Source organism: Pedobacter sp. AC212, assembly GCF_979258625.1.
The window spans coordinates 798,000-814,283 of record NZ_OZ409870.1 but is presented as its reverse complement, the minus strand read 5'-3'; the positions used below and the strand labels follow the sequence as shown (position 1 = coordinate 814,283).

The 16,284-nt window shown below is 36.7% G+C and carries 17 protein-coding genes; 13 read left to right on the top strand and 4 right to left on the bottom strand.

The annotated features are described in order from the left end of the window. Positions 1-44: 44 nt before the first annotated feature. Complete coding sequence (locus ACZZZC_RS03495; RefSeq protein ID WP_463484858.1) at positions 45-602, top strand: GNAT family N-acetyltransferase; 558 nt, start codon at positions 45-47, stop codon at positions 600-602. A 254-nt stretch (positions 603-856) separates the two neighbouring features. Continuing rightward, on the top strand, positions 857-1,843 hold the full coding sequence (locus tag ACZZZC_RS03490; protein ID WP_056848203.1) for a pyruvate dehydrogenase complex E1 component subunit beta: 987 nt from the start codon (positions 857-859) through the stop codon (positions 1,841-1,843). A 100-nt stretch (positions 1,844-1,943) separates the two neighbouring features. Here the strand turns inward: ACZZZC_RS03490 and ACZZZC_RS03485 are convergent, their stop codons facing one another. Further along, positions 1,944-2,675, bottom strand: coding sequence for a class I SAM-dependent methyltransferase (locus ACZZZC_RS03485; protein WP_463484857.1), 732 nt, complete (start codon positions 2,673-2,675; stop codon positions 1,944-1,946). Positions 2,676-2,835: 160 nt separating this feature from the next. On the opposite strand from ACZZZC_RS03485, the gene ACZZZC_RS03480 reads away from it, so the two are divergent. From ACZZZC_RS03480 to ACZZZC_RS03450, 7 genes are all read left to right on the top strand, one after another. Further along, complete coding sequence (locus tag ACZZZC_RS03480) at positions 2,836-4,143, top strand: MFS transporter (protein WP_463484856.1); 1,308 nt, start codon at positions 2,836-2,838, stop codon at positions 4,141-4,143. Between the two features lie 178 nt (positions 4,144-4,321). After that, positions 4,322-5,602, top strand: a complete 1,281-nt coding sequence (locus ACZZZC_RS03475; RefSeq protein WP_463484855.1) for a replication-associated recombination protein A — start codon at positions 4,322-4,324, stop codon at positions 5,600-5,602. 57 nt (positions 5,603-5,659) lie between these two features. Beyond that, positions 5,660-7,132, top strand: coding sequence for a DUF5687 family protein (locus tag ACZZZC_RS03470; protein ID WP_463484854.1), 1,473 nt, complete (start codon positions 5,660-5,662; stop codon positions 7,130-7,132). Between the two features lie 2 nt (positions 7,133-7,134). After that, positions 7,135-7,827 (top strand): ABC transporter ATP-binding protein, encoded by a 693-nt coding sequence (locus tag ACZZZC_RS03465; protein WP_056848199.1) that lies wholly within the window; start codon positions 7,135-7,137, stop codon positions 7,825-7,827. A 175-nt stretch (positions 7,828-8,002) separates the two neighbouring features. Next, on the top strand, positions 8,003-8,680 hold the full coding sequence (locus ACZZZC_RS03460; RefSeq protein ID WP_463484853.1) for an OmpA family protein: 678 nt from the start codon (positions 8,003-8,005) through the stop codon (positions 8,678-8,680). Positions 8,681-8,909: 229 nt separating this feature from the next. Further along, positions 8,910-9,119 (top strand): type II toxin-antitoxin system HigB family toxin, encoded by a 210-nt coding sequence (locus ACZZZC_RS03455; protein ID WP_463484852.1) that lies wholly within the window; start codon positions 8,910-8,912, stop codon positions 9,117-9,119. Between the two features lie 10 nt (positions 9,120-9,129). Beyond that, positions 9,130-9,516, top strand: a complete 387-nt coding sequence (locus ACZZZC_RS03450; RefSeq protein ID WP_463484851.1) for a helix-turn-helix domain-containing protein — start codon at positions 9,130-9,132, stop codon at positions 9,514-9,516. On the opposite strand, the gene ACZZZC_RS03445 is transcribed toward ACZZZC_RS03450, so the two are convergent. After that, positions 9,513-9,857: a hypothetical protein gene (locus ACZZZC_RS03445; RefSeq protein WP_463484850.1), complete on the bottom strand. Its 345-nt coding sequence runs from the start codon at positions 9,855-9,857 to the stop codon at positions 9,513-9,515. The two genes, ACZZZC_RS03450 and ACZZZC_RS03445, sit on opposite strands and share 4 nt — an antisense overlap. A 123-nt stretch (positions 9,858-9,980) precedes the next feature. Between ACZZZC_RS03445 and ACZZZC_RS03440 the strand changes: the two genes are divergently transcribed. The 3 genes from ACZZZC_RS03440 to ACZZZC_RS03430 are packed head-to-tail and all read left to right on the top strand — an operon-like array spanning position 9,981 to position 12,786. Beyond that, positions 9,981-11,006 (top strand): Gfo/Idh/MocA family oxidoreductase, encoded by a 1,026-nt coding sequence (locus tag ACZZZC_RS03440; protein ID WP_463484849.1) that lies wholly within the window; start codon positions 9,981-9,983, stop codon positions 11,004-11,006. A gap of 50 nt (positions 11,007-11,056) precedes the next feature. Further along, positions 11,057-11,830 (top strand): M90 family metallopeptidase, encoded by a 774-nt coding sequence (locus ACZZZC_RS03435; protein WP_463486612.1) that lies wholly within the window; start codon positions 11,057-11,059, stop codon positions 11,828-11,830. A 41-nt stretch (positions 11,831-11,871) separates the two neighbouring features. Further along, positions 11,872-12,786 carry a DUF6263 family protein gene (locus ACZZZC_RS03430; RefSeq protein ID WP_463484847.1) on the top strand — a complete coding sequence of 305 codons (915 nt, stop codon included), beginning with the start codon at positions 11,872-11,874 and terminating at the stop codon, positions 12,784-12,786. Between the two features lie 36 nt (positions 12,787-12,822). Here the strand turns inward: ACZZZC_RS03430 and ACZZZC_RS03425 are convergent, their stop codons facing one another. Continuing rightward, positions 12,823-13,809 carry an alpha/beta fold hydrolase gene (locus tag ACZZZC_RS03425; RefSeq protein WP_463484846.1) on the bottom strand — a complete coding sequence of 329 codons (987 nt, stop codon included), beginning with the start codon at positions 13,807-13,809 and terminating at the stop codon, positions 12,823-12,825. Positions 13,810-13,899: 90 nt separating this feature from the next. On the opposite strand from ACZZZC_RS03425, the gene hutH reads away from it, so the two are divergent. Next, positions 13,900-15,381: a histidine ammonia-lyase gene (gene hutH, locus ACZZZC_RS03420; RefSeq protein WP_463484845.1), complete on the top strand. Its 1,482-nt coding sequence runs from the start codon at positions 13,900-13,902 to the stop codon at positions 15,379-15,381. Positions 15,382-15,433: 52 nt separating this feature from the next. On the opposite strand, the gene ACZZZC_RS03415 is transcribed toward hutH, so the two are convergent. Beyond that, the gene (locus ACZZZC_RS03415; protein ID WP_463486611.1) at positions 15,434-16,282 is read right to left on the bottom strand and encodes a hypothetical protein; all 849 of its coding nucleotides are present in this window, start codon (positions 16,280-16,282) and stop codon (positions 15,434-15,436) included. Positions 16,283-16,284: the final 2 nt, after the last annotated feature.

Below are 16,284 nucleotides of genomic sequence, written 5' to 3'. Positions count from 1 at the left end.
TTAAATATTTTGCATCCTTTGTGGTTAAACACTTAAATTTAAAAATGCTTACCCTCAACTTCACCAAATTTCCAATACTCGAAACCGAACGATTAATTCTTCGTGAACATTCGCTATCTGACGCGGAAACTTTATTCGCAATGCGTACCAATGAAACGGTAATGAAATACATCGACCGAGAAAGACCTCAAGATTTATTGGACATTCAAACATTTATCACCACATTAAATCAGGGTTTCGAAAATGGTGATAATTTGGCTTGGGTAATCGCATTAAAAGAAAATCCTGATGAAATGATTGGCTCCATTGGATATTGGAGAACTGATTTTGCCAATCACAGGGCAGAAATCGGCTATATGCTACACCCCGACTACTGGAGAAAAGGAATAATATCCGAAGCGCTAAAAAGAACAATTGATTTTGGCTTTGAATACATCAATCTGCATACCATTAAAGCAAATATCAATGTAGAAAACGATGCTTCCAGGCAAATGCTTATCAAACATGGCTTTGTTAAAGAGGCTCACTTTAAACAAGATTTTTATTTCAGAGGCCAGTTTTTAGATAGTGAGATTTATGGATTATTGAATCCGAATCACTAAACTTTATTAATACAACGAAATTACAGACGCAGATAGGGAAGTTTCGAGAAAAACCAAAAACCTGATACAAAAACAAGCTTAGTGGAAGCATTACAAAATATTATTTTAGCTAATGTAAAACAGACGTACAAGCTCGATCCAAAAAGCCTTAAAAATCACCATTATCAACCATAATTATTACAATATAGAGGTTTAATTCCCTTTGGTTTGGTAGCGATTAATAATTATATTTGCCACCGTTATTAAAATTTACAATGAGAGAAATCCAATTTAGAGAAGCACTACGTGAAGCCATGCAAGAAGAAATGCGCAAAGATGACCGCGTTTTTTTATTAGGTGAAGAAGTAGCAGAATATAACGGAGCGTACAAAGTAAGTCAGGGCATGCTTGATGAATTTGGTGCAAAACGTATTATCGATACCCCGATTGCCGAACTTGGTTTCGCAGGTATTGCAACTGGTGCTGCAACAGCAGGCCTTATTCCAATTGTGGAGTTCATGACTTTCAACTTCTCATTAGTAGCTATCGATCAAATTATCAACGGTGCTGCTAAAATTTTATCAATGAGTGGTGGTCAGTTCTCATGCCCAATGGTTTTCCGCGGTCCAACAGGTAACGCCGGTCAATTAGGTGCACAACACTCTCAAAACTTCGAAAACTGGTTTGCAAATACCCCAGGTTTAAAAGTTGTTGTTCCATCAACTCCTTATGATGCAAAAGGTTTATTAAAACAAGCAATCATCGATCCGGATCCAGTTATTTTCATGGAATCGGAAGTAATGTATGGCGATAAAGGTGACGTTCCTGCAGAAGAATATTATATCGAATTCGGTAAAGCAAATGTAACTAAACAAGGTACAGATGTAACTATCGTAACTTTCGGTAAAATGTTAACTCGTGTAGTTAATCCAGCAGTAGAGGAATTAACAAAAGAGGGAATCAATGTAGAAGTAATTGATTTACGTACTGTTCGCCCAATCGATTACGACACGATTATCGAATCTGTTAAGAAAACCAACCGTTTAGTAGTGGTAGAAGAAGCTTGGCCATTGGCATCACTTTCAGGTGAGATTGCTTTTATGGTTCAGAAAAAAGCGTTCGATTATTTAGATGCACCGGTTTTACGTATCACTTGCGCTGATGTTCCACTTCCATACTCGCCAACTTTAATTGCTGCTAGTTTACCAAATGCAGATAGAGTTGTTAAAGCGGTTAAAGAAGTAATGTACGCTACAAAATAATTTAAAAATGTCAGTCTGGGCGTAGCCGAAGACTAAAAATATAAAATCCTCCAAATTACTTTTGGAGGATTTTTTTTTGCAATCGATTTTAGCTTGATGCTCATCTCCCTACCCTCAATAATATTGGGAAATGCACATCTTTGGTGGCATCGTTTCCCCAAGCCTCTTTCAGTTCCGTAAACATATATTCTAAAGGATTTCTATCATTTGCTTTCTTGTAATGTTGAAGAGATGACCAGGTATTCAAATAGCCAATCATCTGATTGAAAGTCCATTTGGTTTTAATTTGAAAATGCGGTGCAATGATTTCTTCAAAAGGAAATGGAATGGTTTTATATCCTTCCTCAATATACCTCCGTTCGCTATCCCAATATTTACCTAAAATATCTTCGTAAAGCTTATGAATGGCTTTATCAACCTTTTTATCTATAAACATGATCCCGTAACCAATTACGGCCAGTAAGCCATTGGGCTTGAGTGTTCGTTTCACTTCAGAATAAAATGCTTCAAAATTAAACCAATGGATTGCCTGCGCTACCGTCACAAGATCAAAACTTTGATCGGGAACATTTATTTTTTCAGCAGGCGCTACGTCGTACACAATATTTGGCATTTTAAGCGCCTGTTTAAGCTGTTGCTCACTAATATCGGTCGCATATACTGACTTAAAATGCTGTGCTAAAACCCTGGCAACCTGTCCATTTCCTGTTGCGCAATCCCATGCGGCATCTTTGTTGTTCACCAAATTGAAAAGGTAATCATATAGCTCTTGAGGATATGTTGGTCGATAGATGGCATACTCAGCAGACTGGGTAGAAAAGTTATCTTTCATGCTTAATTTAATAAGTGGGTGCTAGAAATTGGTGACTTAATTTTTTGAATACTTTCTTGCAAATCAACTATTCTAAAACTATCTTACAAATTAAACAAAACTTACCACTTAGTGTTTAACTCGTTTGTTTAAAAAACAATCATTCTTTCACAGTAAGCATATGAATAAATCCAGAAATGATTTTCCGTCCGAAGACATGAATGACGTTAAACACAGGTTAAAATCTATCTTCGGTGGCTCTGTGGGCAATTTAGTAGAGTGGTACGATTGGTATACTTATTCTGCTTTTGCGTTATATTTTTCTCCCGTTTTTTTCCCTAACAGCAATCCTACTGCTCAACTCCTAAATACAGCCGGAATTTTTGCAGTAGGCTTTTTAATGCGACCAATCGGTGGGTGGTTATTTGGTAGCATTGCCGATAAAAAAGGCCGAAAAACCGCTATGGCATTATCAGTTTTCATCATGGCAATCGGTTCCTTAATTATTGGGTTGACACCGGGTTATAAGCAAATTGGCATTTTAGCACCATTGCTTTTGGTTTTTGCAAGACTAATTCAAGGTTTAAGTACGGGCGGAGAATACGGAACCTCTGCTACTTATTTAAGTGAGATGGCTTCCAAAAAACACCGTGGTTTTTATTCGAGCTTTCAATATGTAACCCTTATTGGCGGTCAGTTACTGGCTTTGGGTATCCAATTAATTTTGCAAAACTGGTTGCTTACTCCAGAACAACTCCATGATTGGGGCTGGCGAATACCATTTTTTATTGGTGCTATACTTTCCTTTATTGCACTTTATTTAAGACGACATATTGCCGAAACCTCAGCTTTCAAAAGCAAAGATAAAGAAGCAAAAAAAGGTGGAATTGCTGTGCTGATGAAATATCCGAAAGAAGTTTTTACGGTTGTTGGTTTAACACTGGGTGGAACAATTGCCTTTTATACTTTCAGTACTTACATGCAAAAATTCTTAGTTAATACTGTTCATTTAAGCAAAGAAACTTCAACAACGTTATCATTTATTTCGCTTTTAGTATTTGCTATTTTGCAACCATTGTTTGGCTTATTATCTGATAAAATTGGCAGGAAACCGTTATTAATTGGTTTTGGCGTCTTAGGTTCTGTTTGTACCGTTCCTATTTTAACTGGTTTAGCCAGCGAAACCAACACAACTATTATTTTCTTATTAATGATTGCTGCTTTAATCATTGTGAGTGGATACACCAGTATAAATGCCGTAGTAAAGGCTGAACTATTTCCGGCAGAGATTAGAGCTTTGGGCGTAGGACTTCCATATGCTTTAACCGTAGCCATTTTTGGCGGTACAGCCGAGTATTTTGCACTTTGGTTTAAAAATATCGGCCACGAAAATTACTTCTATTGGTATGTTACAGGTTGCATTTTAATTTCATTGATTTTGTATACAACCATGAAAGACACCAAACATCATTCAAAAATAGAGGAGTAAGCTAATGGCAGAATTTCGCGATTAAGAAAGAGATATTTTTTGCCCGCAGCCATCTAGATAGTGCATTGCTTATACTCCAAAGATAAAACATGAAGGTTAGTTCGCTTTCGGCTAAATGCCAATCAGTTGTTAGTAAGAATCCGTTTCCAAAATAATCAAATTTTATATATTTACAATTATGCAGAATCAAGCCCCTTTAGCCGAAAGAATGCGCCCTCAAAACCTCGATGAATATGTAGGGCAAAAACATTTGGTGGGTACAGGTGCGGTTTTGCGCAAAGCGATTGAAAGTAGTCAATTGCCATCAATGATTTTTTGGGGACCTCCCGGAGTCGGCAAAACCACTTTAGCTTATATCATTTCTCAGGCTTTAGATCGACCGTTTTTTAACCTCAGTGCAATCAATAGCGGAGTTAAAGATATACGAGAAGTGATTGATAAAGCCGCAGCCTTAAAAGACAGTTTTTTGGGTTTGCCTATTTTGTTCATAGATGAAATCCATCGGTTTAGCAAATCGCAACAGGATAGTCTGCTAGGTGCTGTAGAACGTGGATTGGTAACGCTAATCGGCGCCACCACAGAAAACCCTTCATTTGAAGTGATTTCCGCTTTGCTTTCCCGTTGCCAGGTCTATATTTTGAAATCCTTAACTGAAGAAGAGCTCGCAGGTTTGCTACAAACCGCAATAAAGAAGGACGATATTCTTGCGGCAAAAAAAATCACTATTAAAGAGCACGAAGCTTTAATTCGCTTAAGTGGCGGCGACGCCAGAAAGCTTTTAAATGTTTTAGAAATTGCCATTAACGGTATCGGCGGCGATAAAATAACCTTAACAAATGAAAATGTTTTGGCGCATGCACAGCAAAATCTGGCCCTGTACGATAAAGCAGGTGAACAACATTACGATATCATTTCAGCGTTTATAAAATCTATTCGTGGTAGCGATCCAAATGCAGCAGTTTACTGGCTAGCCAGAATGATTGAAGGTGGTGAAGATCCGCTTTTTATTGCCAGAAGATTGTTAATTCTTTCTTCAGAAGATATTGGAAATGCCAATCCAAATGCTTTGCTCCTGGCCAACAATTGTTTTACCGCTGTAAACGTAATCGGCTATCCCGAAGCCAGAATTATCTTATCGCAATGCGTAACCTATTTGGCCAGTTCGGCTAAAAGCAATGCATCTTACGAAGCCATTAATCATGCACAAGCACTAGTAAAGCAAACCGGAAACCTGCCTGTTCCTCTACACATTCGCAATGCGCCAACAAAGTTGATGAAGAACATTGGTTATGGAAAAGACTATAAATATTCGCATGGTTATGAAGGGAATTTTGAGCCACAAGAATATTTTCCGGACGAATTAAGTGGCACAAAACTTTACGACCCAGGGAAAAACCCGGCAGAAGAAAAGCTTCGAGAAAAGCTGAAACAAAATTGGAAAGACAAATACAATTATTAGTGTAACATTTGAAGGAAAACGTTAACTAATAGATAGAAACTAATACTAAACTTATATATGCTGAGTACTTTTTTGAGCCATCAAAGGAAATCCTTTTGGCGATCCAGAAATCGTGGCGGTAGTATCGCTACTCAAATTTTACTGGGATTTTTCATGCTGTATTTCCTGGCTGTTGCCGTTGGAATTGGTTTTGGAATGAATATCTTCCTACCTAAAGTTTTTAAAGGCGTAGATATCCTGACCAGTTTTAATGGAATAATCCTGTATTATTTCGCTTTTGACTTCGTAATGCGTTTGCAGCTACAAGAACTCCCTACCTTAAGCATTATTCCTTACTTGCATTTAAAAGTCCCGAAGTATAAAATCATCGGTTTTTTGAATATTAAAGCACTTTTTTCAGCTTTTAATCTCTGGCCGATTTTTCTATTTTTCCCTTTCATCTTTACAGAAATAATTGATGAATATGGCGCTTTTGCTGCCTTAATGTATGTAGTAGCCATACTTTCCATTACCGTTTTCAATAACTACTTAATTCTCTATATCAAAAGAAAATCAATTACCAATGTGCTTTACACTTTGGGCGGCTTTATATTGATTGCTATTTTCGGTGCTTTAGAGTATTTCAAAATCATTTCATTAATTAGTGTTTCCGATACAGTTTTCAGGGCCATTGGCGAACGCCCATACCTGGGTTTCGCATTCACCATACTCGCTTTCGCGGTTTTTAAAATTAATTCTGACTTCTTATTAAAGAACTTATACGTCGAAGAATTAAGCACCAAGCAAGAGAAAAAAGTGAGTACTGACTATGCCTTCTTAAATCGTTTCGGCAAAGTTGGAGAGTTAGCGGCCCTGGAATTAAAACTTATTTTGCGCCACAAACGCTCCCGTTCATCAGTGATTCTTGGCTTATTTTTTCTGCTATATGGGTTCTTTTTCTATAGACAAAAACTAATCGACACCGATTCGTTTGGTAAGATGATGTTTGCAGGTATTTTCATGACAGGCGTATCTATCATTATTTACGGGCAATTTATGTTTGCCTGGCAAAGTTCACATTTTGATGGATTGTTAAGCAACAAAATAAACTTTAAAAATTTTATAAAAGCAAAGTTTTTGCTATTCACTATCGGCTCTACCATCATCAGCTTACTCTCTACATTTTATGGCTTCATGAGCTGGAAACTGGTCGTGATGCATTTAGTTTGTTACCTGTATAACATCGGTTTTGGTACAGTAATAGTACTTTATTTAGCCACATTCAATTATAAACGAATAGATATTACCAAAGCTGCAAGCTTTAATTATCAAGGTACAGGAGCCACACAATGGTTACTCATGTTTCCCTATGCGCTAACACCCATGTTGATGTATTTACCTTTTAGCTTATTAGATCTTCCCTATTGGGGATTATTTACCATAGGCGCCTTCGGAGTATTGATGCTTTTGATGAGGGGTTTCTGGGTTAACCTGATTACTGCAAAATTTGAAAAACAACGTTATAAAATAGCCGAAGGCTTTAGAGAATAATTATGATACTAGAGGTAAAAAAATTAAAGAAAGTTTATGGCGATAAAACAGTTGTAAACATTGATCATGTACAAATTAGAGCTGGCGAAACCATTGGTTTAGTCGGCAATAACGGCGCTGGTAAAACGACATTCTTCCGAATGATTTTAGATTTAATTCGCCCAACGGAAGGTGAAGTGTTATCGAAAGATAAAAACGTAGCAGACGGTGATGATTGGAAAAATTATACCGCATCATTTTTAGATGAAGGTTTTTTAATAGACTATTTAACCCCTGAAGAATATTTCACCTTTATTGGAAGCTTAAATAACTTAAGTGTAGCAGATGTTGGAGCCTACTTAACCCAATATGCAGATTTTTTCAATGGAGAAATTTTGAATAGTGGAAAGTATATCCGCGATTTTAGTAAAGGAAACCAAAATAAGGTAGGTATAGCAGCGGCATTGATGCAGAAACCTGAACTCCTGATATTGGATGAACCTTTCGCTAACCTCGATCCGACTACTCAGATCAGGTTGAAACAGCTTTTGAAAACTTACCCTGGCAACATGACTACCTTTATTTCTAGTCATGATTTAAACCATGTTACAGATGTTTGCAGTAGAATCATTTTGGTAGAAAAAGGCAAAGTAATCAAAGATTTTAAAACAGATGAAAACACCCTAAAAGAATTGGAGAGTTACTTCTCCGCTTAGATTTTGTACTAAGAATGATACAGATAAGAAGGGCTATGATTAAACATAGCTCTTTTTTTATACATGATAATATTTTAACAGGTGCTAAAACATTAAAATTCAATTAAAATAAGATTGGGTTATTTTTTGGCATCGTGTTTGAATACGAGTTGTAGAATTATAAATCTAGATTATTATGAGTATTTCAAAAGTAAAAATAGCAACATTAAGTATAGGGTTAGCAGTGGGTTCGATGGCATTCCAAAGTTGTGATAGTTTAACTAAAACACAAAAAGGTGCTGGTATAGGTGCTGCTGCAGGTGGTGTAGTAGGTGCGTTAATTGGCAAAAAAGCTGGTAATACAGCTGTTGGTGCGTTAATCGGTGGTGCTATTGGTGGTACAGCTGGGGCTTTTATTGGTCGCAGGATGGACAGACAGGCTGCTGAGATTCAAAAAGCAATTCCAAATGCTGAAGTAATTCGCGAAGGTGAAGGTATTATTGTAAAGTTTGACAGCGGTATTTTATTTGATTTTGATAAAACAGCTTTGAAAGATGCAGCAAAAACAAATGTTCAAAGTTTAGCAGCTTCTTTAAATCAATATCCTGATACTGATATTAAAGTAATTGGCCATACTGATAGCCGTGGTACAGAACAATATAACATGGGTTTATCAGAAAGAAGAGCAGCAGCAGTTAAAGCTTATGCAGTTTCTCAAGGTGTTCCGGCTTCTAGATTAGTAACCATTGGTAAAGGTTTTGCAGAACCAATTGCAGATAACGATACTGATGCTGGTCGTGCAGCTAACCGTCGTGTTGAGATTGTAATTGTTGCAAATGATGCATTGAAAAACACAGCAAAATCTCAAGGATAATATTTGCATATTCCCTCTACCTATGAGGTCATTATATATCCAACCCTGATGCTAAAACATCGGGGTTTTTTGTTTTTAGTTAAGCTTCGATAATTTCAGAATACGAAATTTATTTTATTTTATGAAATTTGCTTATATTTGCAATATGGTAATACTTATTAAGAAAACGCTTTTGTTATTTGCCGAAAAGTATCCATCATCTGTATCAGCATTAAACAATTGGTATTAAGTGGCGAAAAACGCTGATTGGAATAAATTTGCAGATCTTAAAAATGACTTCAATAGCGTAGATTATGTAGGTAATGATAGGTATGTATTTAATATAAAAGGTAATGATTTCAGAATTGTTGCGATGATATTTTTTGATATACGTACCGTTTACATTCGTTTTGTAGGCACCCATACAGAATATGATAAAATTGATTGTTCATTAATTTAAATTAAACAACATGTTAGATAAGATTAGAAATCAGGCACAATATAATTCAGTAATGGAACTGATAGAAAAATTAATTTCTAAAGCAACCACAAACGGTGGATTTCATTCACTTTCTACAGTAGAAAGTACAGAATTAGAAAACCTTAGTCTGTTAGCAGAGCAGTTTGAGGATAATGTTTTGAAAATAATGCCTTTACCATTAACCATAAATGCTGTTGTGCAGCATAAAATCAACGAATTAAATATTAACCAAGTTAAACTAGCCGAGATGTTAGGCTTGGGGGCGCCAAAGCTTTCTCAAATATTGAATGGAAAACGTGAGCCTGATGTTCCATTTTTAAAAGCATTGCATAGCAAATTAGGGATAAGTGGCGATTTCCTTCTTGAAAGTGTTTAAGAATATATATCATCAAAATAACCAATCACCAATGATTTCATGAGCATTTCTTGCTCCAACATCGTATAAGGTGGAATGGCTTTTATCAACTTCCAATGCGGCCAACCGTCTTGGTCAACGCCTTCCAATTCATAAAAATCCATCTCACTTAAAAGGCGGCAAGTAGCAATATGCATCAATTCTTCTTTTTGACGCTTGCTATACTTCTTTGGACCTTTTCCTAACTCCTGCACGCCTATTAAGAAAAGCATCACTTTTAAATCAGGAAAATCTGAATCAAATTCCTGTGCAATCCGCTCTTGTAAAACTTTCCATTTGGCATTAATCTCCGATGGTTTCATAGCTGCAAAGATAGATTTAAAAGAATCAAGCTGAAAGTGAAACTTTGATGATGAAAAGTAAAACTTTAATTCTAACTGCTACAAATACCGCATAAAAACTTATTTTAATTACATTTATAACCTATGAAAACAGATTCTAATAAAATAATTTCTGCAGGTTTATTGGCCTATGGCATGTCGGGCAAGGTATTTCATGCGCCATTTTTAAATGCTCACCACGGATTTAATTTAAAAGCGATTGTAGAGCGAAGCAAAAAAAATGCAATAAACGATTATCCAAATATTATAAGTTACAACAGTGTTGAGGAGTTATTGAACGATGAAGAGATTGAATTGGTTGTGGTAAACACACCAAATAACCTTCACTATGAACATGCTAAAGCAGCACTTCTAAAAGGAAAACACATTTTAGTGGAAAAGCCATTTACAGCTACATCTGCACAAGCTAAGGAGTTATTTCAATTGGCAGATGAAGTTGGTAAACAAATCATTTTTTATCAAAACCGCCGATGGGATAGCGATTTCACCTCGGTAAAAAAAGTGTTAGCGAGTGGTAAACTTGGCAAATTAAACGAAATGCATCTTCGTTACGATCGCTATAGAAATGTGATTGGGCCAAAAGCCTTTAAAGAACAGGCGGTAGAAGCAAGCGGCTTAATTTACGACCTTGGTCCACATCTTTTAGATCAGGTGATTAGCTTATTTGGAAAGCCAATTAGCTACCATAAAATATTAGGTAAAAATAGAGTGGGCACAGCAGTTGATGATTATTTCAGCATTCAACTTAGCTATCCCAACAGCGTTTTTGTATTTGTTACTTCGAGTATGTTGGTTGTAGATCCGCAGGCGGCTTTCGTTTTACATGGCGTAAATGGTAGCTTTATAAAGCAACGAGCCGACATCCAGGAAGAGCAGCTTTTGGCTGGAATGAAACTCACCGATAAAGGTTACGGCATCGAATTAGCGGGAAAAGAAGGATTATTAACTACAATTGACGCTGATGGAAAAAAAACAGAAGAAATTATCCCATCAGAATTAGGAAGTTATTTACCTCTTTTTGAAGCTGCATATCTTGCTTTAACAAACCAGGAAGATTATCCTGTTACCAGAGAGGATGTATTAACTCAGCTCGAGATTTTAGAAAGTTAGCATAATAATCACCACACAAATATTCACTAAATTATCGCCGATTAATAAATATGAATTCATTGCCATTTGCCTACCTCATCCCTATATTTTTAATTGCCATTTACTTGATTCTTAAAAAAAAGAAACTTAAAATTGATCCCCTCACTGATACGGATAAAAAAATACTAGACGATTATGTGGGTTACTATCATCAACTGGATTCGACAGATAAGCTGAGATTTGAGCAGAAGATAGCCGAATTTTTTGCCGCGGTTAAAATTGAACCGGTTGGCTTGGAAATGACCACTCTAGATGAGCTTTTAATTGCATCGAGTGCAGTTATCCCCATTTTCGGCTTTGCAGACTGGCAGTATAAAAACTTAAGTACGGTATTGTTATATCCTGATACGTTTGACAAAGATTTCCAGTTTGAAGGGGGAGAACGGCAAATAATGGGCATGGTTGGCAGTGGTTATATGAATGGTCAAATGATTTTATCTAGGTCGGCACTGCGACAAGGTTTCTCGAAAAGTGCTGGTAAAGAAAATACGGCAATTCATGAGTTTGTGCACCTTTTAGATAAATCAGATGGTGCAACAGATGGTGTACCCGAAGATTTAATTTCGCATGAGTATACCTTGCCGTGGATAAAAATGATGCACGAGGAAATGGCACGAATTGAAGATAATAAATCGGATATTAATCCTTATGCCATTACAAATGAAGCAGAATTTTTCGCTGTGGTATCAGAATATTTTTTCGAAAAGCCTTACTTGTTGAAAGAAAAGCACCCAGATTTATACCAGCAATTGAGCAGAATATTTGCACAACAACCTGCTAACTAGTTATCAACCCTCGCATCTAGCAGAAACAAATCAAGTAACCAATGAAGTTTTTCAAAATATTTTCCATACTTTTCTACCTGACTTTAAGTGCATTCGCACAAAAGACCTACGTACTGAAACAAAATTTTCCGATAGGTAAAAAGTATACCTTTTCAATGGTTTCTGATCAGATCATTAATCAGGAAATTTCAGGGCGAAAAATAAATCTCAATCAAAATATCGGCACCGATTATATTTTCGATATCCGCAATGGAGATAATATGAGTAAGGATATTGACGTGGTATACAGTCGCATCTTTATGAAATCATCGGGAATGGGAAATACGATGATGATGGATTCGAACGATCCAGATACGACAAAAATCAATCCCTTCAGAGGAATTAAAGGCGCATCTTTCAGGATGGAAATTGCGCCAGATGGCAGTATAAAATCACTGACGGGAATCGATGCAATGTTAAACAACATGACTTTCAGAATGTCAAAAGATTCATCGGTGATTCGCAGTTTAAAAACCTCATTGGCCAAACAGTTCAATTCGGAAGGCATGAAACAAACCATGGAATCATCCTTAAAAATTTATCCAGAAAAGCCTGTAAAAATTGGTGAAAGCTGGACGGTTGACACCAAAATGCAAATGACCATGCCTATTGAAACCATCACAAAATACACTTTGAAAGAGGTTAAAAATGGAGTCGCTTATCTAAATATATCTGGCAGTTTAACCTCAAAAGGTGATTTTGAAACGATGGGGAACAAAATGCAAACTGATTTGACCGGCACAAATAATGGCGATGTGGAACTGGATATGGAAACCGGCCTAATCCTGAAGAGCCATTTACGAATAGAATTAGCTGGTACAATGTCTGCAATGGGGCAAAAAATCAATTTTGAGCTTCAGGGAATCAATAAAATGACAGGTAAAGAAATGCAGAAAAATGCTATATCAAACCCGTAAGATCTTCGCTAAAGTTATTCGTTAATCACTTCACATCTATAAACTTCCAGTTAAAGCCACTAAAAATTCAGTAGGTATTTCAATGTGCGGAATATGTCCGCAAGCTTCAAATTCTATCAGTTTTGCTCCAGGAATCTTGGCCGCCGTTTGCTTTCCTAAAAATTTGTACTGACCATGCAAAACCTGTTGATCAGGAGTTAAAAGCCCTTTACCTACGATCGTTTTATCTTCCTTGCCAATAAATAAAACAGTTGGCACTTTTAAATTTTGAAACTCATACACTACTGGCTGCTCGTAAATCATAGTGAAAGTCATGGCTGCAACCTGTGCCCAACGCGGATAGTCGGCGCTGAAAGTAACTCCCCCGGCAACATTAACCAAATACTCATATTCAGGTTTCCAATAAGTAAAATAAGAACTCTGATAATATTTTCGAACGCTTTCTGCGGTGGTTTTTAGTTCTGTTTGATATTGCTGAGCTGTGTTTACATAAGGCACAAAGGTTTTATAATCCTCTAATCCAATTGGGTTTTCGAGCAATAATTTTTCGGTTCTATCTGGATAAAGCAATGCAAAACGCGTAGCCAACATGCCACCCATACTGTGCCCCAATACCACTGTTTTCTGAACGCCAAGAGTATCCAACAATTTTTTATTCCACGCGGCCATTTGATGGAAACTATAATGAATAAATGGTTTTGATGATTTGCCGAAACCAATCTGATCTGGAACAATAACCCGATAACCAATATCAGTTAAAGCTTTGATTACATTGCCCCAATAGTAACCACCAAAGTTTTTTCCATGAAATAACATCACGGTTTTACCGTTTGCCATCTTGGTAGGCGCTATGTCCATATACGCCATCTTCACATCCTGACCCTCAATTGATATAGGCAAAAATTTAACCGCGTATGGATATTTTACATTCTCTAAAGTGATGGACAGCGTATCAATTTTTTGTGCTTGCGAATACGTGATAGTGGAAAGTGAAAGGGCAAATAAAAGGAGAAACTTCTTCATGTTCATAATTATTTATGGCGATTATCAAAAGCGGATCCGCCTAATTTAATACTTATTTATACTTTTGACCAACCAAATAAATTAAAAACCATGCCTGTTTTTCAAATAAGTGAGAGGCCGTTAAGTCTGGATGTTTTAAGAAATATCACTTCAGAAAAAATGTCGATTGCCTTGAGTGATGATGCAATTTCTCGTATTGATAAGTGCAGAAACTACCTTGACGACAAATTAAAGCAGCATCAAGAGCCAATTTATGGCATTAACACAGGGTTTGGCTATTTGCAAAATGTTAAAGTTGAGGAAGAAAACCTTACCAAATTGCAGTACAACTTATTGCTTTCTCACGCTTGTGGCACAGGAAATGAAGTACCTGCTGAGATTGTAAAGTTAATGTTGCTTTTAAAAATTCAATCTCTAAGCTATGGTTATTCAGCCATTGCCTTATCTACTGTACAACGTTTAGTCGATTTTTACAATCATGATATTCTTCCAGTGGTTTACACTCAGGGTTCTTTGGGTGCATCAGGAGATTTAGCTCCTTTGGCCCATCTGGCTTTGCCTTTAATTGGTGAAGGCGAAGTTTACCATAAAGGTAAAAAGCTAAAAACGAATGATCTTTATCAACAACTGGACTGGCGGCCCTTATCGCTGAAACCAAAAGAAGGGTTGGCATTGATTAATGGAACTCAGTTTATGAGCGCCTATGGTATTCATATTTTATTGAAAACTGAACGCTTAAGCAATTGGGCAGATACAATTGCAGCCATTTCGATAGATGCCTTTGATTGCCGGATAGAGCCTTTTGATCATTTAAGTCATGATATTAGACCTCATAAAGGGCAACAGGAAACCGCAAAGAAAATCAAAGATTTGTTAAATGGGAGTGAGCTTATCGCAAGCGAGGGAAAACAAACGCAAGACCCTTACTCTTTTCGCTGTGTACCACAGGTTCATGGCGCCAGCAAAGATGCAATTGCTTATGTAAAGGCAGTTTTTGAAACGGAAATTAATTCGGTAACCGATAATCCAAATGTTTTTCCAGACGAAGATCGAATTATATCGGCGGGGAATTTCCATGGCCAGCCATTAGCTTTGAGTTTGGATTTCCTTTGTATTGCCCTAGCCGAATTGGGTTCCATTTCTGAAAGACGGGTTTTTCAACTTATTTCTGGTCAGCGGAATTTGCCTCCCTTTTTGATTGAAGATGCTGGATTAAACTCTGGTTTAATGATTGCCCAATATACCGCAGCATCCATTGCAAGCGAAAATAAACAACTTTGCACGCCTTCTTCGGTAGATAGTATTGTGAGCAGCAATGGTCAGGAAGACCACGTAAGCATGGGCGCAAATGGTGCTACAAAATGTTATCGGGTGGTAAAAAACCTTGAAAATATTCTGGCTATTGAATTACTTACAGCCGCCCAGGCGTTGGATTTACGTAAGCCTTTAAAATCATCAAAGGCGATAGAACATATGGTTTCAGCGTACAGGAAAGTGGTTAGCTTTAATAATGCCGACCGGATTCTGTCTGATGATATCAGGAATACAGTTCAATTTTTGAATGAGAATTAGATTTCGGTTGGTGATGACACCAACCGATAGACAAGAAAATATTTTTAGTGATTTAATTTTTCATCAATAGTTTTAGGTTTTTAGCAGAGGCATTTATCGCAGTCGAATCTGAAAAATTTCCATGTGCTTTGTTAACAAGCATGTCGGTTAAAACCACGCTCGATTTACCTTGAGTAGTAATGGAGAGGCTATCAATTTTATACTTATTTCGGTTCGATTTATCACCCTCAATAGCAATATGAGAATTTCCTTTGATTGCAATGGTTAAAACTTTGTATGATGTTCCGCTAGCCCTAAACTCACTATTATCTAAATTCAGATTGAGATCATCGACGTAATTATTACTTTGCGAAAAATTTAGGACATGATTGCCACTTACATTTAGCCTTCCAATTTTTGTGTTGGGATGGAACAACATACTCTGAAGATTATTCACATTCAACTCAAGCTGTTTAGTTTTTGCGTTGATTTCTAGCTGTAAAGCTTTGGTTACTGACAGTTGTTTAATTACTGGAGCAAAAATAACCAGGCTCAAAAAATCCATCTTTTTATCTCCTAAAGCTTTGCTTGAAATTTGGAGTACACCATTTGCATCCACAACAGCTATCAAGTTCTCGCTTTCATTTTCAGAAATCTTCATGCCACTTTCTGGATTTTCGACAAGCGTAATTTTTAAGATTGTACTTTCCGAAGCAGTTACATTTACTTTTTCGAATGTTTTATCCAGTTTTCGAAGTTTAAAATAAGGAGTAACAGCATCAAACTTATCTAAACTTTCACTATTCTTAATTATTTTATCTTCTGGCAAATAGTTGAACTTCACATTGATAGCAATAACCAAAATTGGTACAATAATGAGCAACAATGCTAGCGCTATTAATAATTTATTACTTGTTTTCATGT

What these genes read in the sequence shown, in the direction of transcription:
- ACZZZC_RS03495 (WP_463484858.1), top strand. Translation starts at nt 45, where the DNA reads ATGCTTACCCTCAACTTCACCAAATTTCCAATACTCGAAACCGAACGA.
- ACZZZC_RS03490 (WP_056848203.1), top strand. Translation starts at nt 857, where the DNA reads ATGAGAGAAATCCAATTTAGAGAAGCACTACGTGAAGCCATGCAAGAA.
- ACZZZC_RS03485 (WP_463484857.1), bottom strand. Translation starts at nt 2,675, where the DNA reads ATGAAAGATAACTTTTCTACCCAGTCTGCTGAGTATGCCATCTATCGA.
- ACZZZC_RS03480 (WP_463484856.1), top strand. Translation starts at nt 2,836, where the DNA reads ATGAATAAATCCAGAAATGATTTTCCGTCCGAAGACATGAATGACGTT.
- ACZZZC_RS03475 (WP_463484855.1), top strand. Translation starts at nt 4,322, where the DNA reads ATGCAGAATCAAGCCCCTTTAGCCGAAAGAATGCGCCCTCAAAACCTC.
- ACZZZC_RS03470 (WP_463484854.1), top strand. Translation starts at nt 5,660, where the DNA reads ATGCTGAGTACTTTTTTGAGCCATCAAAGGAAATCCTTTTGGCGATCC.
- ACZZZC_RS03465 (WP_056848199.1), top strand. Translation starts at nt 7,135, where the DNA reads ATGATACTAGAGGTAAAAAAATTAAAGAAAGTTTATGGCGATAAAACA.
- ACZZZC_RS03460 (WP_463484853.1), top strand. Translation starts at nt 8,003, where the DNA reads ATGAGTATTTCAAAAGTAAAAATAGCAACATTAAGTATAGGGTTAGCA.
- ACZZZC_RS03450 (WP_463484851.1), top strand. Translation starts at nt 9,130, where the DNA reads ATGTTAGATAAGATTAGAAATCAGGCACAATATAATTCAGTAATGGAA.
- ACZZZC_RS03445 (WP_463484850.1), bottom strand. Translation starts at nt 9,857, where the DNA reads ATGAAACCATCGGAGATTAATGCCAAATGGAAAGTTTTACAAGAGCGG.
- ACZZZC_RS03440 (WP_463484849.1), top strand. Translation starts at nt 9,981, where the DNA reads ATGAAAACAGATTCTAATAAAATAATTTCTGCAGGTTTATTGGCCTAT.
- ACZZZC_RS03435 (WP_463486612.1), top strand. Translation starts at nt 11,057, where the DNA reads ATGAATTCATTGCCATTTGCCTACCTCATCCCTATATTTTTAATTGCC.
- ACZZZC_RS03430 (WP_463484847.1), top strand. Translation starts at nt 11,872, where the DNA reads ATGAAGTTTTTCAAAATATTTTCCATACTTTTCTACCTGACTTTAAGT.
- ACZZZC_RS03425 (WP_463484846.1), bottom strand. Translation starts at nt 13,809, where the DNA reads ATGAAGAAGTTTCTCCTTTTATTTGCCCTTTCACTTTCCACTATCACG.
- hutH (WP_463484845.1), top strand. Translation starts at nt 13,900, where the DNA reads ATGCCTGTTTTTCAAATAAGTGAGAGGCCGTTAAGTCTGGATGTTTTA.
- ACZZZC_RS03415 (WP_463486611.1), bottom strand. Translation starts at nt 16,282, where the DNA reads ATGAAAACAAGTAATAAATTATTAATAGCGCTAGCATTGTTGCTCATT.